We start from the raw sequence: 19,929 nt of genomic DNA on the forward strand, positions 1-19,929 counted from the left end.
TGTTAGTAAATCTATTAACCAGAGTTCAGGTTAAATAGCTATCTTATGAAATGATGATTCACGATAGTTAACAATAAATAGCACACAATGAGGAGAGACTCATGGCCGGTTTTGATAAGGTAGTTTCTAGTTACGAAGCTGCAATGGAAGGATTAAAAGACGGCGATACCATTATTGCCGGTGGTTTTGGTTTATGTGGTATTCCTGAGGGCTTAATTAAACAAATTAAGCACATGCAAACAAAAAACTTAACCGTAGTATCTAATAACTGTGGTGTTGATGACTTTGGTTTAGGTATTTTATTACAAGACAAACAAATTAAAAAAGTAGTTGCCTCGTACGTTGGCGAAAATGCCCTATTCGAGCAGCAGTTATTAAGTGGCGAAATTGATGTAGAGCTTACGCCTCAAGGTACACTAGCTGAAAAAATGCGTGCTGGTGGCGCGGGTATACCTGCGTTTTACACCGCAACCGGTTACGGTACTCCAGTTGCTGAAGGCAAAGACGTAAAAGAGTTTAATGGTCGCCCGTATATTTTAGAAGAATCTATAACGGGTGAATTTGCTATTGTTAAAGCGTGGAAAGCCGACCGCTTTGGTAATTTAGTGTTTAGACACACCGCCATGAACTTTAATCCAATGGCGGCAACAGCGGGCAAAATTACCGTTGCCGAAGTAGAAGAAATTGTAGAACCGGGTGAGCTAGAGCCAAGCCAAATTCATACCCCAGGTATTTTTGTAAATCGCGTTATTAAAGGCAGCTTTGAAAAACGCATTGAACGTGTAATAACACGAGATTAAGCAGGAGCATAATTATGGCATTATCACGTGAACAAGTTGCAATGCGCGTTGCACAAGAACTTCAAGACGGTTACTACGTAAATTTGGGCATAGGAATTCCGACACTCGTCGCAAACTATGTACCAGATGATATTGAAGTTATGTTACAGTCCGAAAATGGCCTTTTAGGCATGGGCCCGTACCCAACTAAAGCAGAGCTAGACGCCGATATGATTAACGCGGGTAAAGAAACCGTGACAGCAGCCACAGGTGCAGCCATATTTAATAGTGCAGATAGTTTTGCCATGATACGGGGTGGTCATGTAGACTTAACCGTTCTGGGTGCATTTGAAGTTGACCAGAACGGCAACATCGCATCGTGGATGATCCCTAAAAAGCTGATTAAAGGCATGGGTGGCGCGATGGATTTAGTCGCTGGCGCGAAAAATATTATTGTTACTATGACCCATGCAAGTAAGCATGGTGACTCTAAACTATTAGAGGCCTGCTCTTTACCGCTTACTGGCGTTAATTGCGTAAAAAAAATAGTGACAGATTTAGCCGTATTAGAAGTCAAAGACGGCGCATTTCATCTATTAGAACGTGCTCCGGGCGTATCTGTTGATGAAATCATTAGTAAAACAGCAGGTAAATTACTTGTTGACGGTGAAGTTCCAGAAATGGTTTTTTAGGCTTTAGCTTAAAATAACGCTTTACCCTGTACCGACCTCATTCCCAGTGCCAATGGCGCTGAGTTACCCAAAATCCCTCTTACGAGGGATTTTTTTTATCTTTTGTCATTATTTTTACCGTCATTCATACATCTGTAGTAAATTTTATCTATAATACAAATATAAATTAAATGTAAGCGCTTAGATTCTTTGCACTATTTTGTGGATAGCCTGCACCCTTTTTGTGAACTAGCGTTAATTTTATTTTTAACCTACTGATATTTAAACATTAAATAGTTGGTTCAAATTTTGCCTAAGTAAGGCGTCTCAATAAATTAAATAATTCTGGAAAACATGCAAACTCCTATTCGTGGCCTTCGCTCTTTTTGCTTTGCCGCAAGAAGCCTAAGTTTTAAGCATGCAGCTAATGAGCTGTACTTAACGCCGTCTGCGGTAAGCCATCAAATAAAACAACTTGAAGAACAACTTGGTATTGAGCTTTTTCAACGTAAAACGCGTTCAATTAGCTTAACCACAGCGGGTAAAAACTTTTTTGATGCTGTGTCTCCTATCATCACAATGCTAGAGAGCACCATTAATGAGTTTAGTCAGATGCAGCAAAATACAAATTTGACGATTACGCTGCCTGAATTTTTTGCCAGCGAACTACTCATGCCTAAATTAAGTGAGTGGACGTCAGAACACCCTAATATAAACCTGCAAATGGACACGCTTAAAACACGCAAAGAATTAACGCGTCATAGCGATTTATCTATTGTATTGTCCTCAGGTAAACCTACTGAAGGGTTAGCGACTGAGTTGTTTAACCTTGAATATATTCCTGCATGTAATAAAAAATTGCTCGATCAGTGGAGGGACGATCATCGTCAAGCCCTTAACCAAGTTCCGCTAATCTTGCACAAAGCTCGCCCTTGGGCTTGGCATCAGTGGGCCGAAAAAGCAGGGATTGATGACTTTTCTCCTTCGCAGATTATTCAAATAGATAGCATGTTTGGTGTAGCGCGTGCAGCGCAGCAAGGCATGGGCATTGCACTTATCCCACTGCCTATTAGCCAAAGCTGGCTAGATGAGCAATGGCTTTACAAGTTATTCGAACAGCCTTTAACAACTAAAGATAAATACTATTTAGTGCAGCACGAATCAAGCACGCCTAATCACCCCCTTGATTTATTTGCGAAGTGGGTTGTAAATACGTTTAGAAAAATCCAAGAATAATCCCCTATTAAGTGAGTTCAGTAATACAACCAACTCTGTGTTGTATTACTGAACTCGTCTAATACCAACCTGCATAAATCTTTGATCAATTTAACGAATTAAATTGCACTATTACGTCGTTAAAAATTTTTTATTTACGACTGCATGGATGCAGGAGGTAGAGCAATGCAGGGAGCAATTGCCGAGAACAACTAGATACAAAAATTTTTGCCTAGTTATAGCGTAATTTTCTTAACGTTAAATAGACCCCATATATAAGCAGATTGGTATAACTTCCTGCAAATTTGAATAATATTTTTTAATTAAATACATAAACTTAGCGCCACACATTAGACTAAAGTCTATAGTTTAATTTTTTTCACTCATTGGTTTCGTTTTTATCGTTTGTCGAAAATAAAGTTAAATATTAAAGTTGCTCTATCAGCTCAAAACAACTTAGTTAAGTTGTTTCTTAAGAGCAATAAATGCAACCTTTAGAGTTCTAGTAACTCAAACGTAGCAGTGAAAAGAATCTTATATTGTGTGTGTAAGATGTTGTCAGTGTGAAAAAGCGGTTCAAGTTAGGTGGTGACCTGGCTTGAACTGTTTTTATTTTTGGCACAAACCACATGATATGTAATACAAAGCTACCAACGTGTAGTAAACAGAATCTTTATATTGTGTGTGAAGATGTTGTCAGTGTGAAAAAGCGGTTCAAGTTAGGTGGTGACTTGGCTTGAACTGTTTTTATTTTTGGCGCAAACCACATGATATGTAATACAAAGCTACCAAAGCGTAGTAAACAGAATCTTTATATTGTGTGTGAAGATGTTGTCAGTGTGAAAAAGCGGTTCAAGTTAGGTGGTGACTTGGCTTGAACTGTTTTTATTTTTGGCGCAAACCACATGATATGCAATATAAGTTTAATACTTTTAAAAGCCCCGTAAGTTATAACTTACGGGGCTTTTTTAGTTAATTTTTAATTTGATATTCTTTTTTTAATTTACTTATTTGCACTTTATGTGAAATCAAGAAGGTATTAAATTTCTTGATTATGTCAGGGTAGTCAATCGACGATAATAAAAAGGCTTGTAAATCTGTCGGCAATTCGTTTTGAAAATAAACAGGTCGGGTTAATTTAAAGTATTTTTGGAGGTTATAATTTAATACATCGTTAGATATGTAAATACACTCCACTCGCTCTTTTAAAAGCAACTCTATTAATTCAATTACGTTAGCTGTTTCTATTAACTCAACGTTTTCATTATTCATTAACGGTTTAAAGCTTTGAGGCGTAAACCCTCTTACCGTTGCAAAACTAATGCATTCATCAATAGTGATATTTTTATTTAAACTCGCAATGCCCGTTTTAGTCACAACGGTTGGCTGCGAATAAATAATTTTATTTACATCAATAAATAAAGCTTTGTAGCTTGGTTTCCAGCTAGGGTTATCTGGATACTTAAAGTCGACATGGCGATGTTCCACAAATTCTTTGTAAAGTCGATTAATAGGTAGTGTGTAAAACTCAAACTTAAAATCATGCTGCTGGGCAAACAAGGTAAGTAACTTTTGACTGAAACCATAATAGTCGCGGTTATCAGCCCCACTACCATCGTAGTATGGAAGGTATTCTATATTCTCTACGCCTACTACGTAATGAGTCGCTGATTTAGCGTTGTTTATTAAAAGCAGTAAAGCGAATGGCAAATATATTAACTGCGTTGCTATTTTTTTTAATTGATTCATTAATAACCTAAGTAATATTATTGACGATTAGCTGCACGCTTAAATTTTAACAAATTTGCAAAGATTATGATAAGCCTATTTTGTTTTATGCAAAAAAAGCCTGATTAAAATCAGGCTTCGCAAAGAAAGGGTTTAGCTTTTATCTCTCGGTACAAAATCAAGGACTGTTGCATTAATACAGTAACGATCGCGACCTCTTGGACCTTCACCTGGAAATAAATGTCCTAAGTGTATGCCTGTACTTTTAGAGCGAAGCTCAATGCGTGTCATCCCCCAGCTGCTATCGTCGTGCTGTGTTACGTTGTTTTTTACAGGATGAGTAAACGACAACCAACCAGTACCTGAGTTAAACCTATCGCTTGTATCAAATAGTGGCTCACCACTTAATTTATCAACAAAAGTACCGTCAGGTGTATTTTTAAACTCTTTGTACTCTTTACAGTAAGGTCTATCTGTTCGTGCATCAAATGCAACTTTATAAGCATCACCGTTACCTAATTTAAAAGCGCCTAATGCTTTATAAAACTCTTCGGGCGTTGCGTAACCTTGACGACCATATACCTCAACGCCATTTTCTAAAAACAAAATGGTTGGTGTTGCCCACGTGGCTGACTTAATAGTTAAATCATCAAGTTGGTCAGCATGGCGAAACGACATTGGTATTGTTCCTTTGTAATCATTTGCGACTGCTTTTTTAAACTTTTCACAATATGGGCAGTATTCACGTGAATCAAGTACCACTATTTGCTTTCCTGTTAGTAAAGCAGTGTTATCTACTTTTTCTACAGGTGTTTTATTAAAAACAACACCAGTAGAATGATCTGGGCAATAGCCATTAGGATTCTTTTCTAAATAATTTTGATGATACTCTTCTGCCGATACAAAACCTTGAAGCGGTTTAATAACTGTTTCAATTTTGCCATAGCTCGCATCGGTTAAAAGCTGCTGATATTGCGATTTAACTTGCTCAGCTACTTTAGCTTGTGCATCAGTAGTCGTTAATACAATTGAGCGATATTGCGTACCAATGTCGTTACCTTGGCGATTTTTTTGTGTAGGGTCGTGACTTTCAAAATAGTTTTTTAAGAGATCTTCTGCTGAAATTATATTGCTGTTATACATAACTTGTACAACTTCAGCATAATTGTTCTCGTCAAAACGACGAGACTGATCAGTAATATTTCTGTAGGTAGCTTTAAAGCCATTGCCGTCAGCGTACCCCGATTCAGCATCAATAACGCCATTAAGCGCTTCGTAGCGTTTTTCGGCTCCCCAAAAACAACCCGATCCAAGTACAATGGTTTCTACATGCATGGTGGCTTCTACATTACTGTGCTCAACCTTTTCCATAGATAAAGCAAAGCTGCCTGCGCTAAATATAATAGCAGCGCCTGATAAATATAATAAATGCTGGTGTTTCATAAAGTACCTCTTAAACAAGTGCGTGCTAACTAAGACCTCCTTATCCTAATTTTCATTTCAGCCTAATTACTTATTTAGTACGAAACGTATTAAGTTTTGGTCTTCAATAAATTAAATACGATTAATTGAATATAAAACTACTCTTAAAGTAAGTTGGGCAATAAACATAACCACTTAGTCGCAATGGTGTAAATAAATTAATAAAACTGTGTTACGTTTAAATAATGTTGTACAAATAGGTTTATTTAATGAAGCCAGCTCCTCATATTTATGCATTAACAAACAGTAGTTTACTGTTTGATGCATCGCATTTAGACGCTACAGATATACTCTCTATTCAAAAGAAAATTTGGGCTTTAGCTAGCCACTGTAAAAGCACTGATGAATTTAGCGATTTGGTGCCCGCCATGAACTCGCTCACTCTTTATTTAAAATCAGATAAACACTTAAAACAGTGGTTACAAGTGCTACCTTCGCTGTGGAATGAGATTAAAACAAGTACTTTTAAGGGGCAGCATCACTTAATCAAAACCACATACAAGGGTGAGGACATTAATTACGTGGCTCGCTATCATAATTTAAGTGCCGATGAAGTTATTAATATTCATAGTAAAACCAAGTACCACGTTTTATTTTTAGGCTTTCAGCCCGGTTTTGCTTACCTACATGGCTTAAATGAGCAATTACATACACCAAGACGTGATGAGCCACGCATTAAAGTTCCTAAAGGCTCTGTTGCGATAGGTGCTGCACAAACCGGCATTTACCCCGCAGATACCCCAGGTGGTTGGCATATAATAGGTCATACAGATACTGCTTTGTTTGATTCGACCTCTGAGCAACCTTGTTTAATTCAACCAGGCGATACGCTTGAATTTGTTCCGCTCGTTAATAAAGGAGCAAATCATGATTAAAGTACTTAAAAGTGGTGTATTACTTACAATTCAAGATTTTGGCCGTGAGGGCTACCGCCATTTAGGTGTAAGCAAAGCGGGTAGCCTAGACCCTTATGCACAAATCATTGCTAATAGATTACTTAACAATAACGACAATGATGCCGTTTTAGAAATAACTGTAGGTTTGTGCGAACTGGAATTTACCTGCGACACAGTAATTGCTCTTCATGGTGCAGATTTGCAAGCAACCCTTGATGGACATGCAATTTATCCTGGTTGGACATACGCAGTAAAAAACAAACAAGTCCTAAGTTTCGCTACTGGTAGAGCAGGCTTAAGAGCTTATTTAGCAGTGAAAGGCGGTATACAAAATGCTGAGATTATGGGTTCTAAATCTACAGATTTAAACGCATGTCTTGGTGGTTTTGAAGGTAGATCTCTCATCACTGGTGATGAAATACCTATTACTCCTTATTATGGAGAGTTTATAAAGGTAGGCGCAATTGCTCCCGCCCAGCGCAAGCTTATACGCCTGCATCCAAGTCCTCATGCCGACTTATTAGGCGAGCCTTTACTTAGCAACTTTGTGTCTACCGCTTTTAAAGTCAGCAATAATAGTAACCGAATGGGCGTAAGGCTTGAGCATAAAAATAATTTGGGGCATTCGCACTCTTTGCCATCACTAGGGGTGAGTCCTGGGAGTATTCAATTACCACCAAGTGGAGAGCCAATTGTGTTACTAAATGATGGCCAAACCACAGGGGGCTACCCTCTGTTAGGGACTGTTATTGAAGCCGACTTACGTCAATTTGCACAATTTAGACCTTTAGATACTGTTGAGTTTAAATATGTAACGTTTGAAGAAGCAGCAAAGGCGAAGCAGAAACTTGACGGACACCTACATCAATTGAGCCTTGCACTTAAAAATAACCTATAAAATATTCTAGAATCAACACGCCCTAGATTTTAAAATAGGTACCATGTAATAAAGGTTCAAATTCCGACGGCCGTTATCTTACTCGCCGTTAATATTATTTTAATGTATAGCTTGGTGTTTAATGACTAAATCAACTTCTACTATGCCGTGTGTATTAATAACTGGCTTTGCTCCTTTTGGTGGCGAAGCTATCAATCCTTCTTGGCAAGCAGTGCAAAAACTTGATGAAACTATCATCATGAAACACAAAATATGTACACTAGAACTTGCCTGTGAGTTTAATACGTCTATTAGTCAGCTTATAAACGCCATTGAGTCACATAATCCGGCGGTTGTTTTATGTATAGGTCAAGCTGGTGGGCGCAGCGAAATATCAATTGAGCGTATTGCAATAAACGTTGACGATGCACGCATTAAAGACAATGCAGGTAAGCAACCTATCGATACACCAATAGAAAAAAATGGCCCTGATGCCTATTTCACAAACTTACCAATAAAGCGCATGTTACAAGCATTGCACAACAGCAATATACCTGCTGCCATTTCCAATACGGCAGGTACGTATGTGTGTAATCACGTTATGTATGGTCTTATGCATTACATAAATGATCACTGCGCTGTAATGAAAGGTGGCTTTGTGCATATTCCTTATTTACCAAGCCAAGCTGTGCACCACAATGGCGCACCTAGCATGTGTGAAGACACTGTTATTAACGCGCTAAAAGTGATGATTGCACAAGCTTTGAACAATAATAACGACGTAAAAATAGCAGCAGGCACCACGCATTGACCACTTTGGTGCGGTTACATATAACTTGGTGCATAAATTATTCTTAATTAATTGTAAAAGCTATGTGACTTGAGTAATTTTTTCTGATAAAACAAGGTTTCGCAGCACAGCAAATTGGCTTTGCTGCACACATAATAGGAATGAGGAGTTACTATGTGTTCAATTTTTGGGGTATTAGATATTAAATCTGATCCCGCTCAATTGCGTACCCAAGCAATTGAAATGTCAAAGCTGCTTAGACACCGTGGCCCAGATTGGTCTGGTGTATATGCATCTGAAAAAGCTATTTTAGTACATGAGCGTTTAGCTATTGTTGGTGTATCAAGCGGTGCACAGCCTTTATACAATCCTGAAAAAACAAATATTTTAGCGGTTAATGGCGAGATTTATAATCATAAAGAACTTGCAGCAGAGCTAGATGTTGATTTTACTTTTCAAACTCAATCAGACTGTGAAGTTATTTTAGCGCTTTATAAACAAAAAGGGCCTGACTTTTTAGATGATCTAAATGGCATTTTTGCATTTTGTTTATACGATGAAGAAAATGACGCTTACTTAATTGGCCGTGACCATATTGGTATTATCCCGCTTTACACTGGTCACGACGAGCACGGTAACTTTTACGTTGCTTCTGAGTTAAAAGCACTTTCTCCAATTTGTAAGCATATTGAAGAATTTCCACCAGGGCATTACCTGTACAGCAAAGATGGCAAAATGACACCTTATTACAAGCGTGATTGGGAAACATTTGATGCAGTTAAAGATAACAGCGCACAAGCACAAGACGTTAAAGATGCATTAGAAGCGGCCGTTAAACGCCAGCTAATGTGTGACGTGCCTTACGGTGTATTACTTTCTGGTGGTTTAGACTCATCGGTTATCTCTGCTATTACCCAGCGTTTTGCTGCAAAACGTATTGAAGATAACGACGAAAGCGATGCATGGTGGCCTAAGTTGCATTCTTTTTCAGTAGGCCTTGAGGGTTCACCTGATTTAGCCGCGGCCCAAAAAGTAGCTGACATGATTGGTACTATTCACCACCCTATCATTTTTACCATTCAAGAAGGTATTGATGCACTGCGTGAAGTGATTTACCACATTGAAACGTATGATGTAACAACGATTCGTGCCTCTACACCTATGTACTTAATGGCTCGCCAAATTAAAGCGATGGGCATTAAAATGGTGTTATCTGGCGAAGGTGCTGATGAGCTATTTGGTGGTTACTTATACTTCCATAAAGCCCCTAACGCACAAGAGTTTCATGAAGAGCTAAACCGTAAAGTATCAAAACTGCATATGTTTGACTGTTTACGTGCTAATAAATCAATGGCAGCATGGGGCGTTGAAGCACGTGTACCGTTCCTTGATAAAGAATTTGTTGATGTTGCTATGCGTATCAACCCTGAAGCCAAAATGTGTAAAGATGGCAAAATTGAAAAACACATTTTACGTGAAGGTTTTGATGGCTACTTGCCTGATGAAGTTTTATGGCGCCAAAAAGAGCAATTTTCAGACGGTGTTGGTTACAGCTGGATTGATACGTTAAAAGAGTTTGTAAATGAGCAAGTGAGCGATCAAGAGCTTGCAAATGCTAAATTTAAATACCCTATTAATACGCCAGATTCAAAAGAAGCTTACTACTACCGTACTATTTTTGAATCGCACTTTCCGGGTGATGCATCAGCTAAATGTGTGCCGCATGGTAAATCGGTAGCGTGTTCGACTCCTGAAGCACTTGCATGGGACGCATCGTTCCAAAACAATGCAGATCCATCAGGTCGTGCTGCGGGCGTTCATAACGACGCGTATGCAAGCAAAGGATAACACTCTTTGTTTAACGAAGCGTAAGCCCAAATGGCTTACGCTTCGTTGTATAAAACTCACTTCCACCGAATCTGTTTTTTATAGCCCTGCAAATAACTTAAAAGGCTCAAGTGCTTTAATTGTTATTTATAAAATTGGGTTAACATCAAAAACAATGCAATATATTGCATCACAATCAAACCACCCTGCTACCGTATTTTTAAATCAAAATGAGATAACTAAACGCCATTGTAATATTCGCTGGTTTAACCAAACAAGTGAAATTAAACGCTGTGGACATGGTACTTTAGCGGCCGCTAATTTTTTAATAAAGTATTTTGGTTATTGCCCTGAAGTATTTACATCAATGAGTCATGAGCGCTTTACTATAAGAGTAAAAAAACAACGCGCCCAGTTGTTACTAAAAAGTATAGAGCCTAAAAAAAGCGAATTAGCTAAAGGTGAGTTAAAAAGTGTGTTTTCATCCGCAATAAAAGCAGCCTACAGTACCGGTGATAAAAACGGTTATACGGTTGTATTATTTAATGAAGAATTTAGTAAAGACGTTGAAAAAGACGATTTAAAAAGCTTACACGTTGATTTTAAAGCGTTGAGTAAACTCCACAAAAATGCAGTAATTGCCCTTAGTATAAAAAATAAAGACAAGAAAAATGCCATAGCGCATTTTAGATATTTTGCACCCCAGTTTGGAGTAAATGAGGACAGTGCAACGGGCTCTGCGGTATCTATTATTGCCCCCCTGCTATTTAGACTGTACGGTTTAAATAAAGCTATGCTTGTACAGCAATCAAATAGTGGCGCATTGCTAAACTATGAGTTTAACAATGCTAAAGTTGTCATTTACTAGGGCGTGTTGACCTTTGCGAATTGAAATTTGTTCAATCTAGGGGCGATTAAATCGCGGCGCGAGGTTTGTAACCTAGTGGGCTAAGTAAAAATCGAGCAACAAAGAGTTTATCGCCCTTAGGCAGAACCCGAAGGGCAGCACATGTTTGGCATTTATGCTGCGTTATCGCCTATCAAAGATCAACACGCCCTAAACATATTAAGTAACGTTTATAGCGGCCTTAATAAGCACAATGCAAAATAATTACTATCGTCTTGCCATGTTTGCTCTAACTTTAAATTAGCTTGCGCTGCAAGCTGCTTAAACGATTCGAGCGTGTACTTGTGAGAGTTTTCTGTATGGATACTTTCGCCTTCAATAAAGTCTATTTGCTGATCATTTATAATCACGCTTTGATTACAGTTACTTACTAAATGCATTTCAATGCGGCTATGTTGCTCGTTAAAGCGTGACTCGTGGCTAAAGTTATCTAAATTAAATGTGCCACTTAGCTCGTTATTAATACGTTGTAGTAAATTTTTATTAAATGCAGCGGTGATCCCCGCTTTATCGTTATATGCATCAAGTAACACTTGGCGCTCTTTTACTAAATCAACCCCAATTAATACATAACCGTTTACACCACATAAGCGATGGAAATTATTCATAATTTCTATGGCTTTAACTGGGGCAAAATTACCAAGAGTAGAGCCCGGAAAGTACACCAAATTAGTTTGACTGTCTAAAGCGGTGTCTTTGGTTAGCTGTTTAACCATTTGGCTATGTGTAAAGTCTCCTAGTAATGGCGAAATTGCCAAATCTGGAAATAATGGCGACAAATGTGCAAGTGAATAACTGAGCATCTCCTCAGAAATTTCAAATGGTACGAAGGTTTTTACGTTTGCCATGTGCGCTAATAAATACGCGACCTTTTTACCCGAACCACACCCAGGCTCAATAATAGAAAGGTTTTCAGGTAGCATTTGAGCAATTGACTGCGAGTATTGCTCTAAAATAGACAACTCCGTACGTGTAACATAATACTCTTGTAAGGATGTTATTTGCTCGAATAATGCAGCACCTTTATCATCGTAAAAATACTTACACGGAAGCGTTTTTTGTTGTTGAGTTAATCCGCTTATCACGTCGTTTAAAAATTCAGTGTCGGTTATGTTACTTTGTTTAATCGCTGTTACTTGGCTCATACTATATCCTTAGCTAGTCTTATCCCGCTGCACATCCACGCTTGATGTGGGTAATAAAAATTTCGGTATGTTTGTCGTAAATGGTTTTGAGGGGTAAACACACACCCGCCCCGTAACACCATTTGGTTATTCATAAATTTACCATTGTATTCCCCTGCTACTCCTTCAATAGGCTTAAAACCGGGGTATGGCAAATATGCACTGTTTGTCCATTGCCAACATGAATCCGTTAACTGGTTTATTTCAGTATCATCTTTTGCTTGTTGTGGTGTTAGGTAGTTATTATTAGTGTCTGTTGAAGGTGTATTTTTAGCTGCATATTCCCACTCGAACTCTGTAGGCAAGCGAGCCTTTACAAAATTAGCAAAGGCGCTGGCCTCAAAATAACTAACATGGCTGATGGGAGCACTTAAATTTAAAGGCTGCAATCCATAGTGTGTAAACTCAAACCATTCGTTATTTATGTAATGCCAATATAATGGATGCGTTAAACGAGTGTTTTGAATATGCGCCCAACCGTCGCTTAACCAATATTGTGGATTGCTATATCCACCGACATTTATAAAGTCTAAATATTCACCATTAGTGACCAATCTATTAGCAAAACTGAATGGATGAATTAGTACTTGGTGTTTGGGGCACTCGTTATCATATGCAAATTCATCGTCGGCATTTGTGCCAATATTAATAATGGCTTGTTCAAAATTGATAAAATTAAGGGGTTTAATATCAGCTGATTTTTTTTGGCTATTTAAAAGCGATGTTTTATATTGAGGAAATATTGGATTTACTGAAAAGTTATATTTGATGTCCATAAGCATTAGTTCTTGATGCTGTTGCTCGTGGTTTAACCCAAGTTCAATAATATCTTTAATGTGCGGGTTAACGTCAGTCTTAAGTAATTCAATCACACGGATATCTACATGTTCTCTGTAAGCTAGCACTTCGTCTAAACCTGGCCTAGATAAGCTTCCTCTGTTTGCCCGTTTAAATTGCTCTCCAATCCCATTGTAGTAAGAATTAAAAAGCATTTTATAGTGAGGATTAAACACTGCGTACTGTTTACAATGAACACTAAGTAAAAACGTTTCAAAAAACCACGTGGTATGCGCTAAATGCCATTTAGTGGGACTGGCATCAGCCATAGCTTGTAATTGGCAATCTTCTACAGTGAGTGGCTCAATAATAGCTAGGCTTTCGTCTCTAACGCTGCAAAAGCGTTTAACAAGTTCGTTTTGATTGGTATCGTTTGTAACGCTTTCTCGCATAATAGTATTAATCCTTTGCCTATCTATTTATAAAATATAGCTTAGGGCATGCTGAGCTTTTTGGATTGAAATTTGTTCAATCTAGGGGCGATTAAATCGCGGCACGAGGTTTGTAACCTAGTGGGCTAAGTAAAAACCGAGTAACAAAGAGTTAATCGTCCCTAGAAAGAACCCAAAGGGCAGTGTATGTTTGGTATTTATGCTGCGTTATCGCCTATTTATGGGGAATGACCACACTACATAGCCTCTGCCTTGCCTAAAAACCAAACACACTACTGCAAATTCAATCGCCAAAATTCAACATACCCTAATGTTGTGTTAAATCATATTCATATTACAACTTGATTAAAGATGCTTATCGGCTTATAAATTTATAATAGCCTTGAAGAGAAATTTGCTCTTTGCTAGCCGGCTTTTGATTATTTTTATTTGCATGCAAGCATGAAAAATAACGCATAAGCTGTTACCGAACCGCTAAGCTATAAATCTAGGAGCGATTAAATTGCGCCTAGATTTAATAAATTTCAATCCTAAAAGACTAACAAGCCCTAATATTTAAGCATTAATTAAGCTACTTAAAAATGATCTTTTTTTACTTAACCAAGTAAATTAATACTTTTAATAGCAAACTAAATTTTAACGTTCACTGAATTTTTGAATTTAGGGCTTTTAAATGAAAGAATCATGAATTTGGCCATATAAACAGCGTTTTAAATACAAATTCATTTACATTTAATATTTAACTCATACACTACTAGCTGTATGATCACGCTTCAAATTAGTTAGTCTTCAAATAATTACGGTATTACTTTTTACTTAATATTTAAAGACTAATGTAATTCGATATGACGCCGAATTTATTTTGGCTTGTTAGGACAACTAAAGAGGTATTGCATGAAGGAAAATCATGACAAATATAGTATTGACAACACGGATTACACCGTAGGTCAGGACAACGTACAAAAGTGGGGGTTTGATATTCACAACCCTGTTTTTGGAACTAGTGCGGGCCTGATTGTCATCTTTTTAATCGCCATACTTGTTACCGACCCACAAACTGCAAAAACAGCGCTTGATAGTATCAAGACCGATATTATTAATAATTTTGATGCCCTATTTATGTGGGCTGCTAACTTCTTTGTACTCTTTTGTTTAGCACTTATTGTTTCTCCTTACGGTAATATTCGCCTTGGTGGTGATGACGCTAAACCTTCTCATTCTCGCGTTTCATGGCTTGCTATGTTATTTGCTGCGGGTATGGGTATCGGCCTTATGTTTTGGGGCGTTGCTGAACCAGTTGCTTACTTTACTGGTTGGTACGAAACCCCACTAAATGTAGCCGCTAATACACCAGAAGCTGCAAAATTAGCAATGGGCGCAACTATGTTTCATTGGGGTCTTCACCCTTGGGCTATTTACGCTGTTGTTGGTTTATCTCTTGCGTTTTTTACCTATAACAAAGGTTTACCGCTTTCAATTCGTTCTATTTTTTACCCTATATTAGGTGATAGAGCTTGGGGTTGGCCTGGTCATATCATTGATATCTTAGCTGTACTTGCTACATTATTTGGCCTTGCAACATCTTTAGGTTTAGGTGCGCAGCAAGCTTCTGCAGGCATTAACCACGTATTTGGTACAGAAGGTGGCATTGGCTCTCAAATTCTAGTTATTGCGGGTGTAACACTTTTAGCCATTGTCTCTGTGGTTCGTGGTATTGACGGTGGTGTGAAGCTACTAAGTAATGTAAATATGCTAATTGCGTTTTCATTATTATTGTTTGTATGTTTAGTAGGCTTTGCCGTAGCAATGGGTAATGTACCAACTACCGTGATGGGCTACGTAGAAAATATTATTCCATTGAGTAATCCTCACGGTCGTGAAGACGAAACATGGATGCATGGTTGGACTGTGTTTTACTGGGCTTGGTGGATTTCCTGGTCACCGTTTGTAGGTATGTTTATCGCGCGTGTATCACGTGGTCGTACAATTCGTGAATTCTTAATTGCGGTTTTACTTATTCCTACTCTAGTTACCGTTTTATGGATGTCTATTTACGGCGGTATTGCGATTGATCAAGTAGTTAATGGTGTTGGTGCGTTAGGCACTAATGGTTTAACTGAAGTACCTTTAGCTATGTTCCAAATGCTTGATGAATTACCTTTATCTAATATTTTATCGTTTATTGCAATTTTATTAGTGTTGGTATTTTTCATTACGTCATCTGACTCTGGTTCATTAGTAATTGATTCAATTACAGCTGGCGGTAAAATTGATGCACCGGTACCACAACGTATATTTTGGGCATCGGTTGAGGGCGCAATTGCAGCTGCTTTACTTTGGATTGGTGGCACACAAGCAATTGAAGCACTACAAGCAGGCGCTGTCTCTACAGGGTTGCCATTTACTATTGTATTATTATTTATGTGTTTAAGCTTAGTTTTAGGTTTACGAACTGAGCCTCGCCCAGTTAAATAATATTTCTAGTAAGTAATACTTTTAATTAGTAACGAAAACGCCGCAATTTTTGCGGCGTTTTTTTGTTAGGTCATTAAAAGCTAGAGCCACAGCTCTGAGATTGGAGTATCTACACGATAATGATAACTCAGCTGCGCTTGTAAAAGTTCTGCTGTAGCAAGTGCATCCGTTAACGCATTGTGATTTTGATATGCTGGTAGGGAATAACGCGCACGGCAATCTGTTAGCCTAAGAGAACCTAATTTTGTGTTAAACAATCGCCCTAATAACCCCTGTCTTGCTTTTAGTGCTCTTTTTTCTATTTCCATTGTATCAACAAGTGCAAACTCAATACCTTCTTTAAGCCTTAACAATAACGCATTATTTAAAAAGTGACGTTCTATTGCGGCATAATGCACCACGACAACTTTACCACTGAGCGCTTCAAGTAAAGGCTCTATAATTTGATTAAAGTCGGGGGCGTCGTCCACCTCAGAGTGCGTTATTCCATGTATTAAAATAGACTCTTCATGAAGATTTCGCCTAGGCTGCACAACCCAATGCCGACTGTGCTTACAATAAATGCGCTCTAAATTGAACGGCACCAAACCAACACTCACTATATCGTCGTTTTGGCTATTTAAGCCTGTTGTTTCAAAATCCATTGCTACAAAAGGTACGTCTTTTATTGCAGCTTTGTCTTGATTATAAGCACCCGCATAAAAGTGTTTTAAGAGTTTATTTTTGGTGCTATTGGCAAGCTCGTTATACCTAGCTTGCCAATCAATTGCTTTATGATTACGCGGATTCATAGGCTACTTCACACCAGAGTTTGCTGTGTAGCTAAATTTTAAATAGCTTTGTGCTTTTTCTAAAATGGCAAATGCCTCTTTTAAGTTTCGTTGCTCGAACGGAGAAAGTAAATGTGGATCTAAGTCGTTATCGGGCTCTTCGCCCTTCTCTATTTGCCACGCTTGATGGCGAATTCGCATCATGGCAATATACTCAAGTGCATCACGTAAATCTTGCGCTTTACCCTGTGGTAAAAGTTTCGCTTCAATAATGTCTTCTAGTCGCTCAAACGAATTTTGTTTACGCGAACCAATAGCCAATGCGTGCACGCGAATAACATCAGAAAGAGGTGCAGTCCCTCTTCTCTTTAAGTTCATTGAACGCTTATGTTGGCCATTATGTTCCATAACAAAGCCTTTAAAGAAACCTAGTGGAGGTGTTCTATTTCTAGCATTTGCTGCCATATTAGCTAAAAATACGCGATTTACTTTACTTTGTTTTGCTATAAATATTTTAAGCTCGTCGGCCCACTTGGTTTTACCCCACACACCGTCTAAGTCAAAAAATATAGAACTATTAAGCAGTGCTTGTGGTTTTGGCTGCGCTATCCAATCTGCAAATTGATCGAACCACTGTGAGCGAGTTTTACGCCATTTTTTAAACGACGCCATAATTTCTCCATCGCAGTAGGTGTAACCACACTGCGCTAAACCATCACACACAAAATCGGCAATATTTTGAAAATACGCGTTATGTTTCTCGTCGTCGTAACTGTCATCTAAAATAAGCGCGTTGTCTTGATCGGTTACAATAAGTTGCTCGTCTCGAGCCATTGAGCCCAGAGCAATAAAACAGTAAGGCACAGGAGGTGGCCCAAACTTTTCTTCTGCTAATACAAGTAGTCTTTGTTTAAATGTACGCCCTATAACAGCCATGGCTGTACCAACCATGTGTGAGTTTGCATCTTCATTCACCATACGAACAAACACATTGGGCAATTGGCGTGCATAATGCGCCAAATCCTCTATTGTTTGTTGAGCCAGTATGCCACGTACAAGTAATAAGCTGCTTTGGGATTCATAACGCAAAATATCAGAGAGGGAGATAACGCCTATTGGGCGTCTTTTTTGTACTACTGGCAAATGATGTAAGTTATCTCTAAGCATGGCCAATACAGCTTCGAAAATATAGTCATTAGCATCTAAAAGCACTAAGTTAGTGGACATAATGTCTTTTGCTTGCGTGTTAAAGGCAAGCCCTTTTGCCACTACTTTAGTGCGTAAATCCCTATCGGTTATTATACCAACTACTTGTCCATCATCTTCTTCTGGGTCATCATTTATCGGTTTATTTACATCGGTTACCAACACTGACGATACCGCCTCTTCGGTCATTAATTTAGCGATATCTTGTATCGTAGAGGTTGCATCTACGGTGACTACATCTCTGTGAATTAATGATTTTACCTTCGCGGTTGTCAGGTCATTGCCATCGGCTTGCTCGACAATAGCTTGATGCAAACGCACGTTACCGTCTGTTTCGAAGTAATCAGCAAACGCATCAAACTCATCACAGTAACGATTAAATAGCTCAACATTTATGCAATATACTAATGTATCTTCCAGAGCAGTTGCAGGAAAACGCACCTTACGGTTCATCAATAAACCCATTTGACCAAATATACCTGCGGTAGCCAAACGATTGTACAGCTCGCCATTTCGGCGATACATTTCTACAGAACCACTTCTAATTACATACAAATCAGAAATGTCTTGTCCAAAACTCAATATATCAGTTTTTGCTCTAAAATAAGCCACTTCTACTTGTTGAGCTAGCTCATTAAGCGCTTTTTGAGGTAAGTCATCAAAAGGAGGATGTTGTGCTAAAAATTGTGCGATTTCAACTTGTTCGGCTTGCATAAATCCCTTCCTGTATGCGCATTAAAATGACTAAATCTGTTTTGCAGATTAACACTATCATCGGGGTGTGAAAACAATTACTGTACAAATTTAGGCACAAAAAAAGAGCCTAAATAGACTCTTTAAATGTAATACTTATTGTATAAATTTATTTACCGCGCTGAGCGTCTTTTTGGGCTTTTTTAGCTTCTTTACGTTGCTGTAAAACAGCTTGAGCCTCATTACCAATATGGCCCTCACCACGCGCTTGCGCTAATTCTATTTGCTTTTGGCGCTCTGCAAAACGTGCGCGTTGTTCGTCCGTAACTTCTTCAATACAATGATGACAAGAGACGCCTTCCATGTATTCAGGCTTTAACTTTTCGTCTTCTGTAATTGGCATACGACACGCGTGGCATTGATCATAAGAACCTTTTTGTAAGTCGTGATCAACCGCAACGCGATTATCAAATACAAAACACTCGCCTTCCCACATGGTTTCTTCTTTTGGCACTTCTTCTAGGTATTTTAAAATACCGCCTTCAAGGTGATAAACTTCATCAAAACCTTGCTCTTTCATGTAGGCTGTCGATTTTTCGCAGCGGATACCGCCGGTACAAAACATCGCCACTTTTTTGTGTTTTTCAGGGTCTAAGTTTTCTTTTGCCCACTGTGGAAATTCGCGGAACGTTTTGGTATTTGGATCGACCGCATTTTGAAATGTACCAATTTCAATTTCGTAATCATTACGTGTATCAATTAAAATGACTTCAGGGTCAGATATAAGTGCATTCCATTCATTTGGCTTTACATAGCTACCCACAACTTTAAGCGGATCTACGCCTTCAACGCCCATCGTTACAATTTCTTTTTTTAGTTTTACTTTAGTGCGGTAAAACGGACATTCATCGTCGTAAGATTCTTTTGTAACGATGTTTTTTAAATTTGGTTGCTCATCTAACCATGCTAATAAGTTGTCTATCCCTTCACGTTTTGCAGAAACAGTGCCGTTTATACCTTCGGCAGCGAGCAATAAAGTACCGCGTACTTCATTTGCTTCCATCACTTCTAGTAATGGCTTACGGATAGCTTCAAATTCAGGTAAACCTACAAACTTATACAGCGCACATACTACAAAGTGATCGCCCGTTACATTATCTTTATGAACAACAGTCATTATATTTCCTATTTTGCCTTGTT

The 19,929-nt window shown here is 38.4% G+C and carries 16 protein-coding genes and 1 pseudogene; 10 read left to right on the forward strand and 7 right to left on the reverse strand.

What is annotated here, in order from left to right:
- Nucleotides 1-101: 101 nt before the first annotated feature.
- From I6E69_RS17740 to I6E69_RS17750, 3 genes are all read left to right on the forward strand, one after another.
- Nucleotides 102-800: a CoA transferase subunit A gene (locus I6E69_RS17740; RefSeq protein ID WP_197121781.1), complete on the forward strand. Its 699-nt coding sequence runs from the start codon at nt 102-104 to the stop codon at nt 798-800.
- A 14-nt stretch (nt 801-814) separates the two neighbouring features.
- Nucleotides 815-1,471 carry a CoA transferase subunit B gene (locus tag I6E69_RS17745; protein ID WP_039489749.1) on the forward strand — a complete coding sequence of 219 codons (657 nt, stop codon included), beginning with the start codon at nt 815-817 and terminating at the stop codon, nt 1,469-1,471.
- A gap of 333 nt (nt 1,472-1,804) precedes the next feature.
- Complete coding sequence (locus I6E69_RS17750; protein WP_002961883.1) at nt 1,805-2,686, forward strand: LysR family transcriptional regulator; 882 nt, start codon at nt 1,805-1,807, stop codon at nt 2,684-2,686.
- A gap of 951 nt (nt 2,687-3,637) precedes the next feature.
- On the opposite strand, the gene I6E69_RS17755 is transcribed toward I6E69_RS17750, so the two are convergent.
- The gene (locus I6E69_RS17755; RefSeq protein WP_197121782.1) at nt 3,638-4,414 is read right to left on the reverse strand and encodes an amino acid ABC transporter substrate-binding protein; all 777 of its coding nucleotides are present in this window, start codon (nt 4,412-4,414) and stop codon (nt 3,638-3,640) included.
- Nucleotides 4,415-4,546: 132 nt separating this feature from the next.
- Entirely contained in the window at nt 4,547-5,836 is a 1,290-nt protein-coding gene (gene msrA / locus I6E69_RS17760) for a peptide-methionine (S)-S-oxide reductase MsrA (protein WP_149602673.1), read from the reverse strand.
- 248 nt (nt 5,837-6,084) lie between these two features.
- On the opposite strand from msrA, the gene pxpB reads away from it, so the two are divergent.
- The 6 genes and pseudogenes from pxpB (at nt 6,085) to I6E69_RS17790 (ending at nt 11,133) form a co-directional block, all read left to right on the forward strand.
- Nucleotides 6,085-6,750, forward strand: a complete 666-nt coding sequence (gene pxpB / locus I6E69_RS17765; RefSeq protein ID WP_197121783.1) for a 5-oxoprolinase subunit PxpB — start codon at nt 6,085-6,087, stop codon at nt 6,748-6,750.
- On the forward strand, nt 6,743-7,669 hold the full coding sequence (locus I6E69_RS17770) for a biotin-dependent carboxyltransferase family protein (RefSeq protein ID WP_197121784.1): 927 nt from the start codon (nt 6,743-6,745) through the stop codon (nt 7,667-7,669). Before pxpB ends, I6E69_RS17770 begins: the two co-directional genes overlap by 8 nt.
- A gap of 45 nt (nt 7,670-7,714) precedes the next feature.
- Nucleotides 7,715-7,798 (forward strand): annotated as a pseudogene (locus I6E69_RS20720) (hypothetical protein); the annotation flags it as partial.
- Nucleotides 7,791-8,459 (forward strand): pyroglutamyl-peptidase I, encoded by a 669-nt coding sequence (gene pcp, locus I6E69_RS17780; RefSeq protein WP_197121785.1) that lies wholly within the window; start codon nt 7,791-7,793, stop codon nt 8,457-8,459. The pseudogene I6E69_RS20720 and the gene pcp, both read left to right, overlap by 8 nt.
- A gap of 153 nt (nt 8,460-8,612) precedes the next feature.
- On the forward strand, nt 8,613-10,286 hold the full coding sequence (asnB, locus tag I6E69_RS17785) for an asparagine synthase B (protein ID WP_138489011.1): 1,674 nt from the start codon (nt 8,613-8,615) through the stop codon (nt 10,284-10,286).
- Nucleotides 10,270-11,133, forward strand: coding sequence for a PhzF family phenazine biosynthesis protein (locus I6E69_RS17790; RefSeq protein ID WP_197121786.1), 864 nt, complete (start codon nt 10,270-10,272; stop codon nt 11,131-11,133). Before asnB ends, I6E69_RS17790 begins: the two co-directional genes overlap by 17 nt.
- A gap of 209 nt (nt 11,134-11,342) precedes the next feature.
- Here I6E69_RS17790 and egtD read toward each other — a convergent pair whose 3' ends face one another.
- Together egtD and egtB are read right to left on the reverse strand one after the other, a co-directional pair.
- On the reverse strand, nt 11,343-12,317 hold the full coding sequence (gene egtD, locus I6E69_RS17795; RefSeq protein WP_033041141.1) for an L-histidine N(alpha)-methyltransferase: 975 nt from the start codon (nt 12,315-12,317) through the stop codon (nt 11,343-11,345).
- Complete coding sequence (egtB, locus tag I6E69_RS17800; protein ID WP_197121787.1) at nt 12,314-13,585, reverse strand: ergothioneine biosynthesis protein EgtB; 1,272 nt, start codon at nt 13,583-13,585, stop codon at nt 12,314-12,316. The genes egtD and egtB overlap by 4 nt, the downstream gene beginning before the upstream one ends.
- A gap of 894 nt (nt 13,586-14,479) precedes the next feature.
- Here egtB and I6E69_RS17805 point away from each other — a divergent pair.
- Nucleotides 14,480-16,060 carry a BCCT family transporter gene (locus I6E69_RS17805; protein ID WP_007376589.1) on the forward strand — a complete coding sequence of 527 codons (1,581 nt, stop codon included), beginning with the start codon at nt 14,480-14,482 and terminating at the stop codon, nt 16,058-16,060.
- 80 nt (nt 16,061-16,140) lie between these two features.
- Here I6E69_RS17805 and I6E69_RS17810 read toward each other — a convergent pair whose 3' ends face one another.
- From I6E69_RS17810 to I6E69_RS17820, 3 genes are all read right to left on the reverse strand, one after another.
- Nucleotides 16,141-16,851 (reverse strand): 3'-5' exonuclease, encoded by a 711-nt coding sequence (locus tag I6E69_RS17810; RefSeq protein ID WP_024595068.1) that lies wholly within the window; start codon nt 16,849-16,851, stop codon nt 16,141-16,143.
- 3 nt (nt 16,852-16,854) lie between these two features.
- Complete coding sequence (locus I6E69_RS17815) at nt 16,855-18,750, reverse strand: DUF294 nucleotidyltransferase-like domain-containing protein (protein WP_039489770.1); 1,896 nt, start codon at nt 18,748-18,750, stop codon at nt 16,855-16,857.
- Between the two features lie 148 nt (nt 18,751-18,898).
- Nucleotides 18,899-19,906, reverse strand: coding sequence for a rhodanese-related sulfurtransferase (locus tag I6E69_RS17820; RefSeq protein WP_002961191.1), 1,008 nt, complete (start codon nt 19,904-19,906; stop codon nt 18,899-18,901).
- Between the last annotated feature and the right edge of the window lie 23 nt (nt 19,907-19,929).

The organism is Pseudoalteromonas sp. NZS100, from assembly GCF_015864815.1.
GTDB classification, from domain to species: Bacteria; Pseudomonadota; Gammaproteobacteria; order Enterobacterales; family Alteromonadaceae; genus Pseudoalteromonas; species Pseudoalteromonas distincta.

Excerpts from the sequence above, each read along its gene's own strand:
- msrA (WP_149602673.1), bottom strand. The coding sequence starts at position 5,836 with ATGAAACACCAGCATTTATTATATTTATCAGGCGCTGCTATTATATTT.
- I6E69_RS17810 (WP_024595068.1), bottom strand. The coding sequence starts at position 16,851 with ATGAATCCGCGTAATCATAAAGCAATTGATTGGCAAGCTAGGTATAAC.
- pxpB (WP_197121783.1), top strand. The coding sequence starts at position 6,085 with ATGAAGCCAGCTCCTCATATTTATGCATTAACAAACAGTAGTTTACTG.
- I6E69_RS17790 (WP_197121786.1), top strand. The coding sequence starts at position 10,270 with ATGCAAGCAAAGGATAACACTCTTTGTTTAACGAAGCGTAAGCCCAAA.
- I6E69_RS17755 (WP_197121782.1), bottom strand. The coding sequence starts at position 4,414 with ATGAATCAATTAAAAAAAATAGCAACGCAGTTAATATATTTGCCATTC.
- I6E69_RS17745 (WP_039489749.1), top strand. The coding sequence starts at position 815 with ATGGCATTATCACGTGAACAAGTTGCAATGCGCGTTGCACAAGAACTT.
- pcp (WP_197121785.1), top strand. The coding sequence starts at position 7,791 with ATGACTAAATCAACTTCTACTATGCCGTGTGTATTAATAACTGGCTTT.
- I6E69_RS17750 (WP_002961883.1), top strand. The coding sequence starts at position 1,805 with ATGCAAACTCCTATTCGTGGCCTTCGCTCTTTTTGCTTTGCCGCAAGA.
- asnB (WP_138489011.1), top strand. The coding sequence starts at position 8,613 with ATGTGTTCAATTTTTGGGGTATTAGATATTAAATCTGATCCCGCTCAA.
- I6E69_RS17805 (WP_007376589.1), top strand. The coding sequence starts at position 14,480 with ATGAAGGAAAATCATGACAAATATAGTATTGACAACACGGATTACACC.
- egtD (WP_033041141.1), bottom strand. The coding sequence starts at position 12,317 with ATGAGCCAAGTAACAGCGATTAAACAAAGTAACATAACCGACACTGAA.
- I6E69_RS17815 (WP_039489770.1), bottom strand. The coding sequence starts at position 18,750 with ATGCAAGCCGAACAAGTTGAAATCGCACAATTTTTAGCACAACATCCT.
- egtB (WP_197121787.1), bottom strand. The coding sequence starts at position 13,585 with ATGCGAGAAAGCGTTACAAACGATACCAATCAAAACGAACTTGTTAAA.
- I6E69_RS17740 (WP_197121781.1), top strand. The coding sequence starts at position 102 with ATGGCCGGTTTTGATAAGGTAGTTTCTAGTTACGAAGCTGCAATGGAA.
- I6E69_RS17770 (WP_197121784.1), top strand. The coding sequence starts at position 6,743 with ATGATTAAAGTACTTAAAAGTGGTGTATTACTTACAATTCAAGATTTT.
- I6E69_RS17820 (WP_002961191.1), bottom strand. The coding sequence starts at position 19,906 with ATGACTGTTGTTCATAAAGATAATGTAACGGGCGATCACTTTGTAGTA.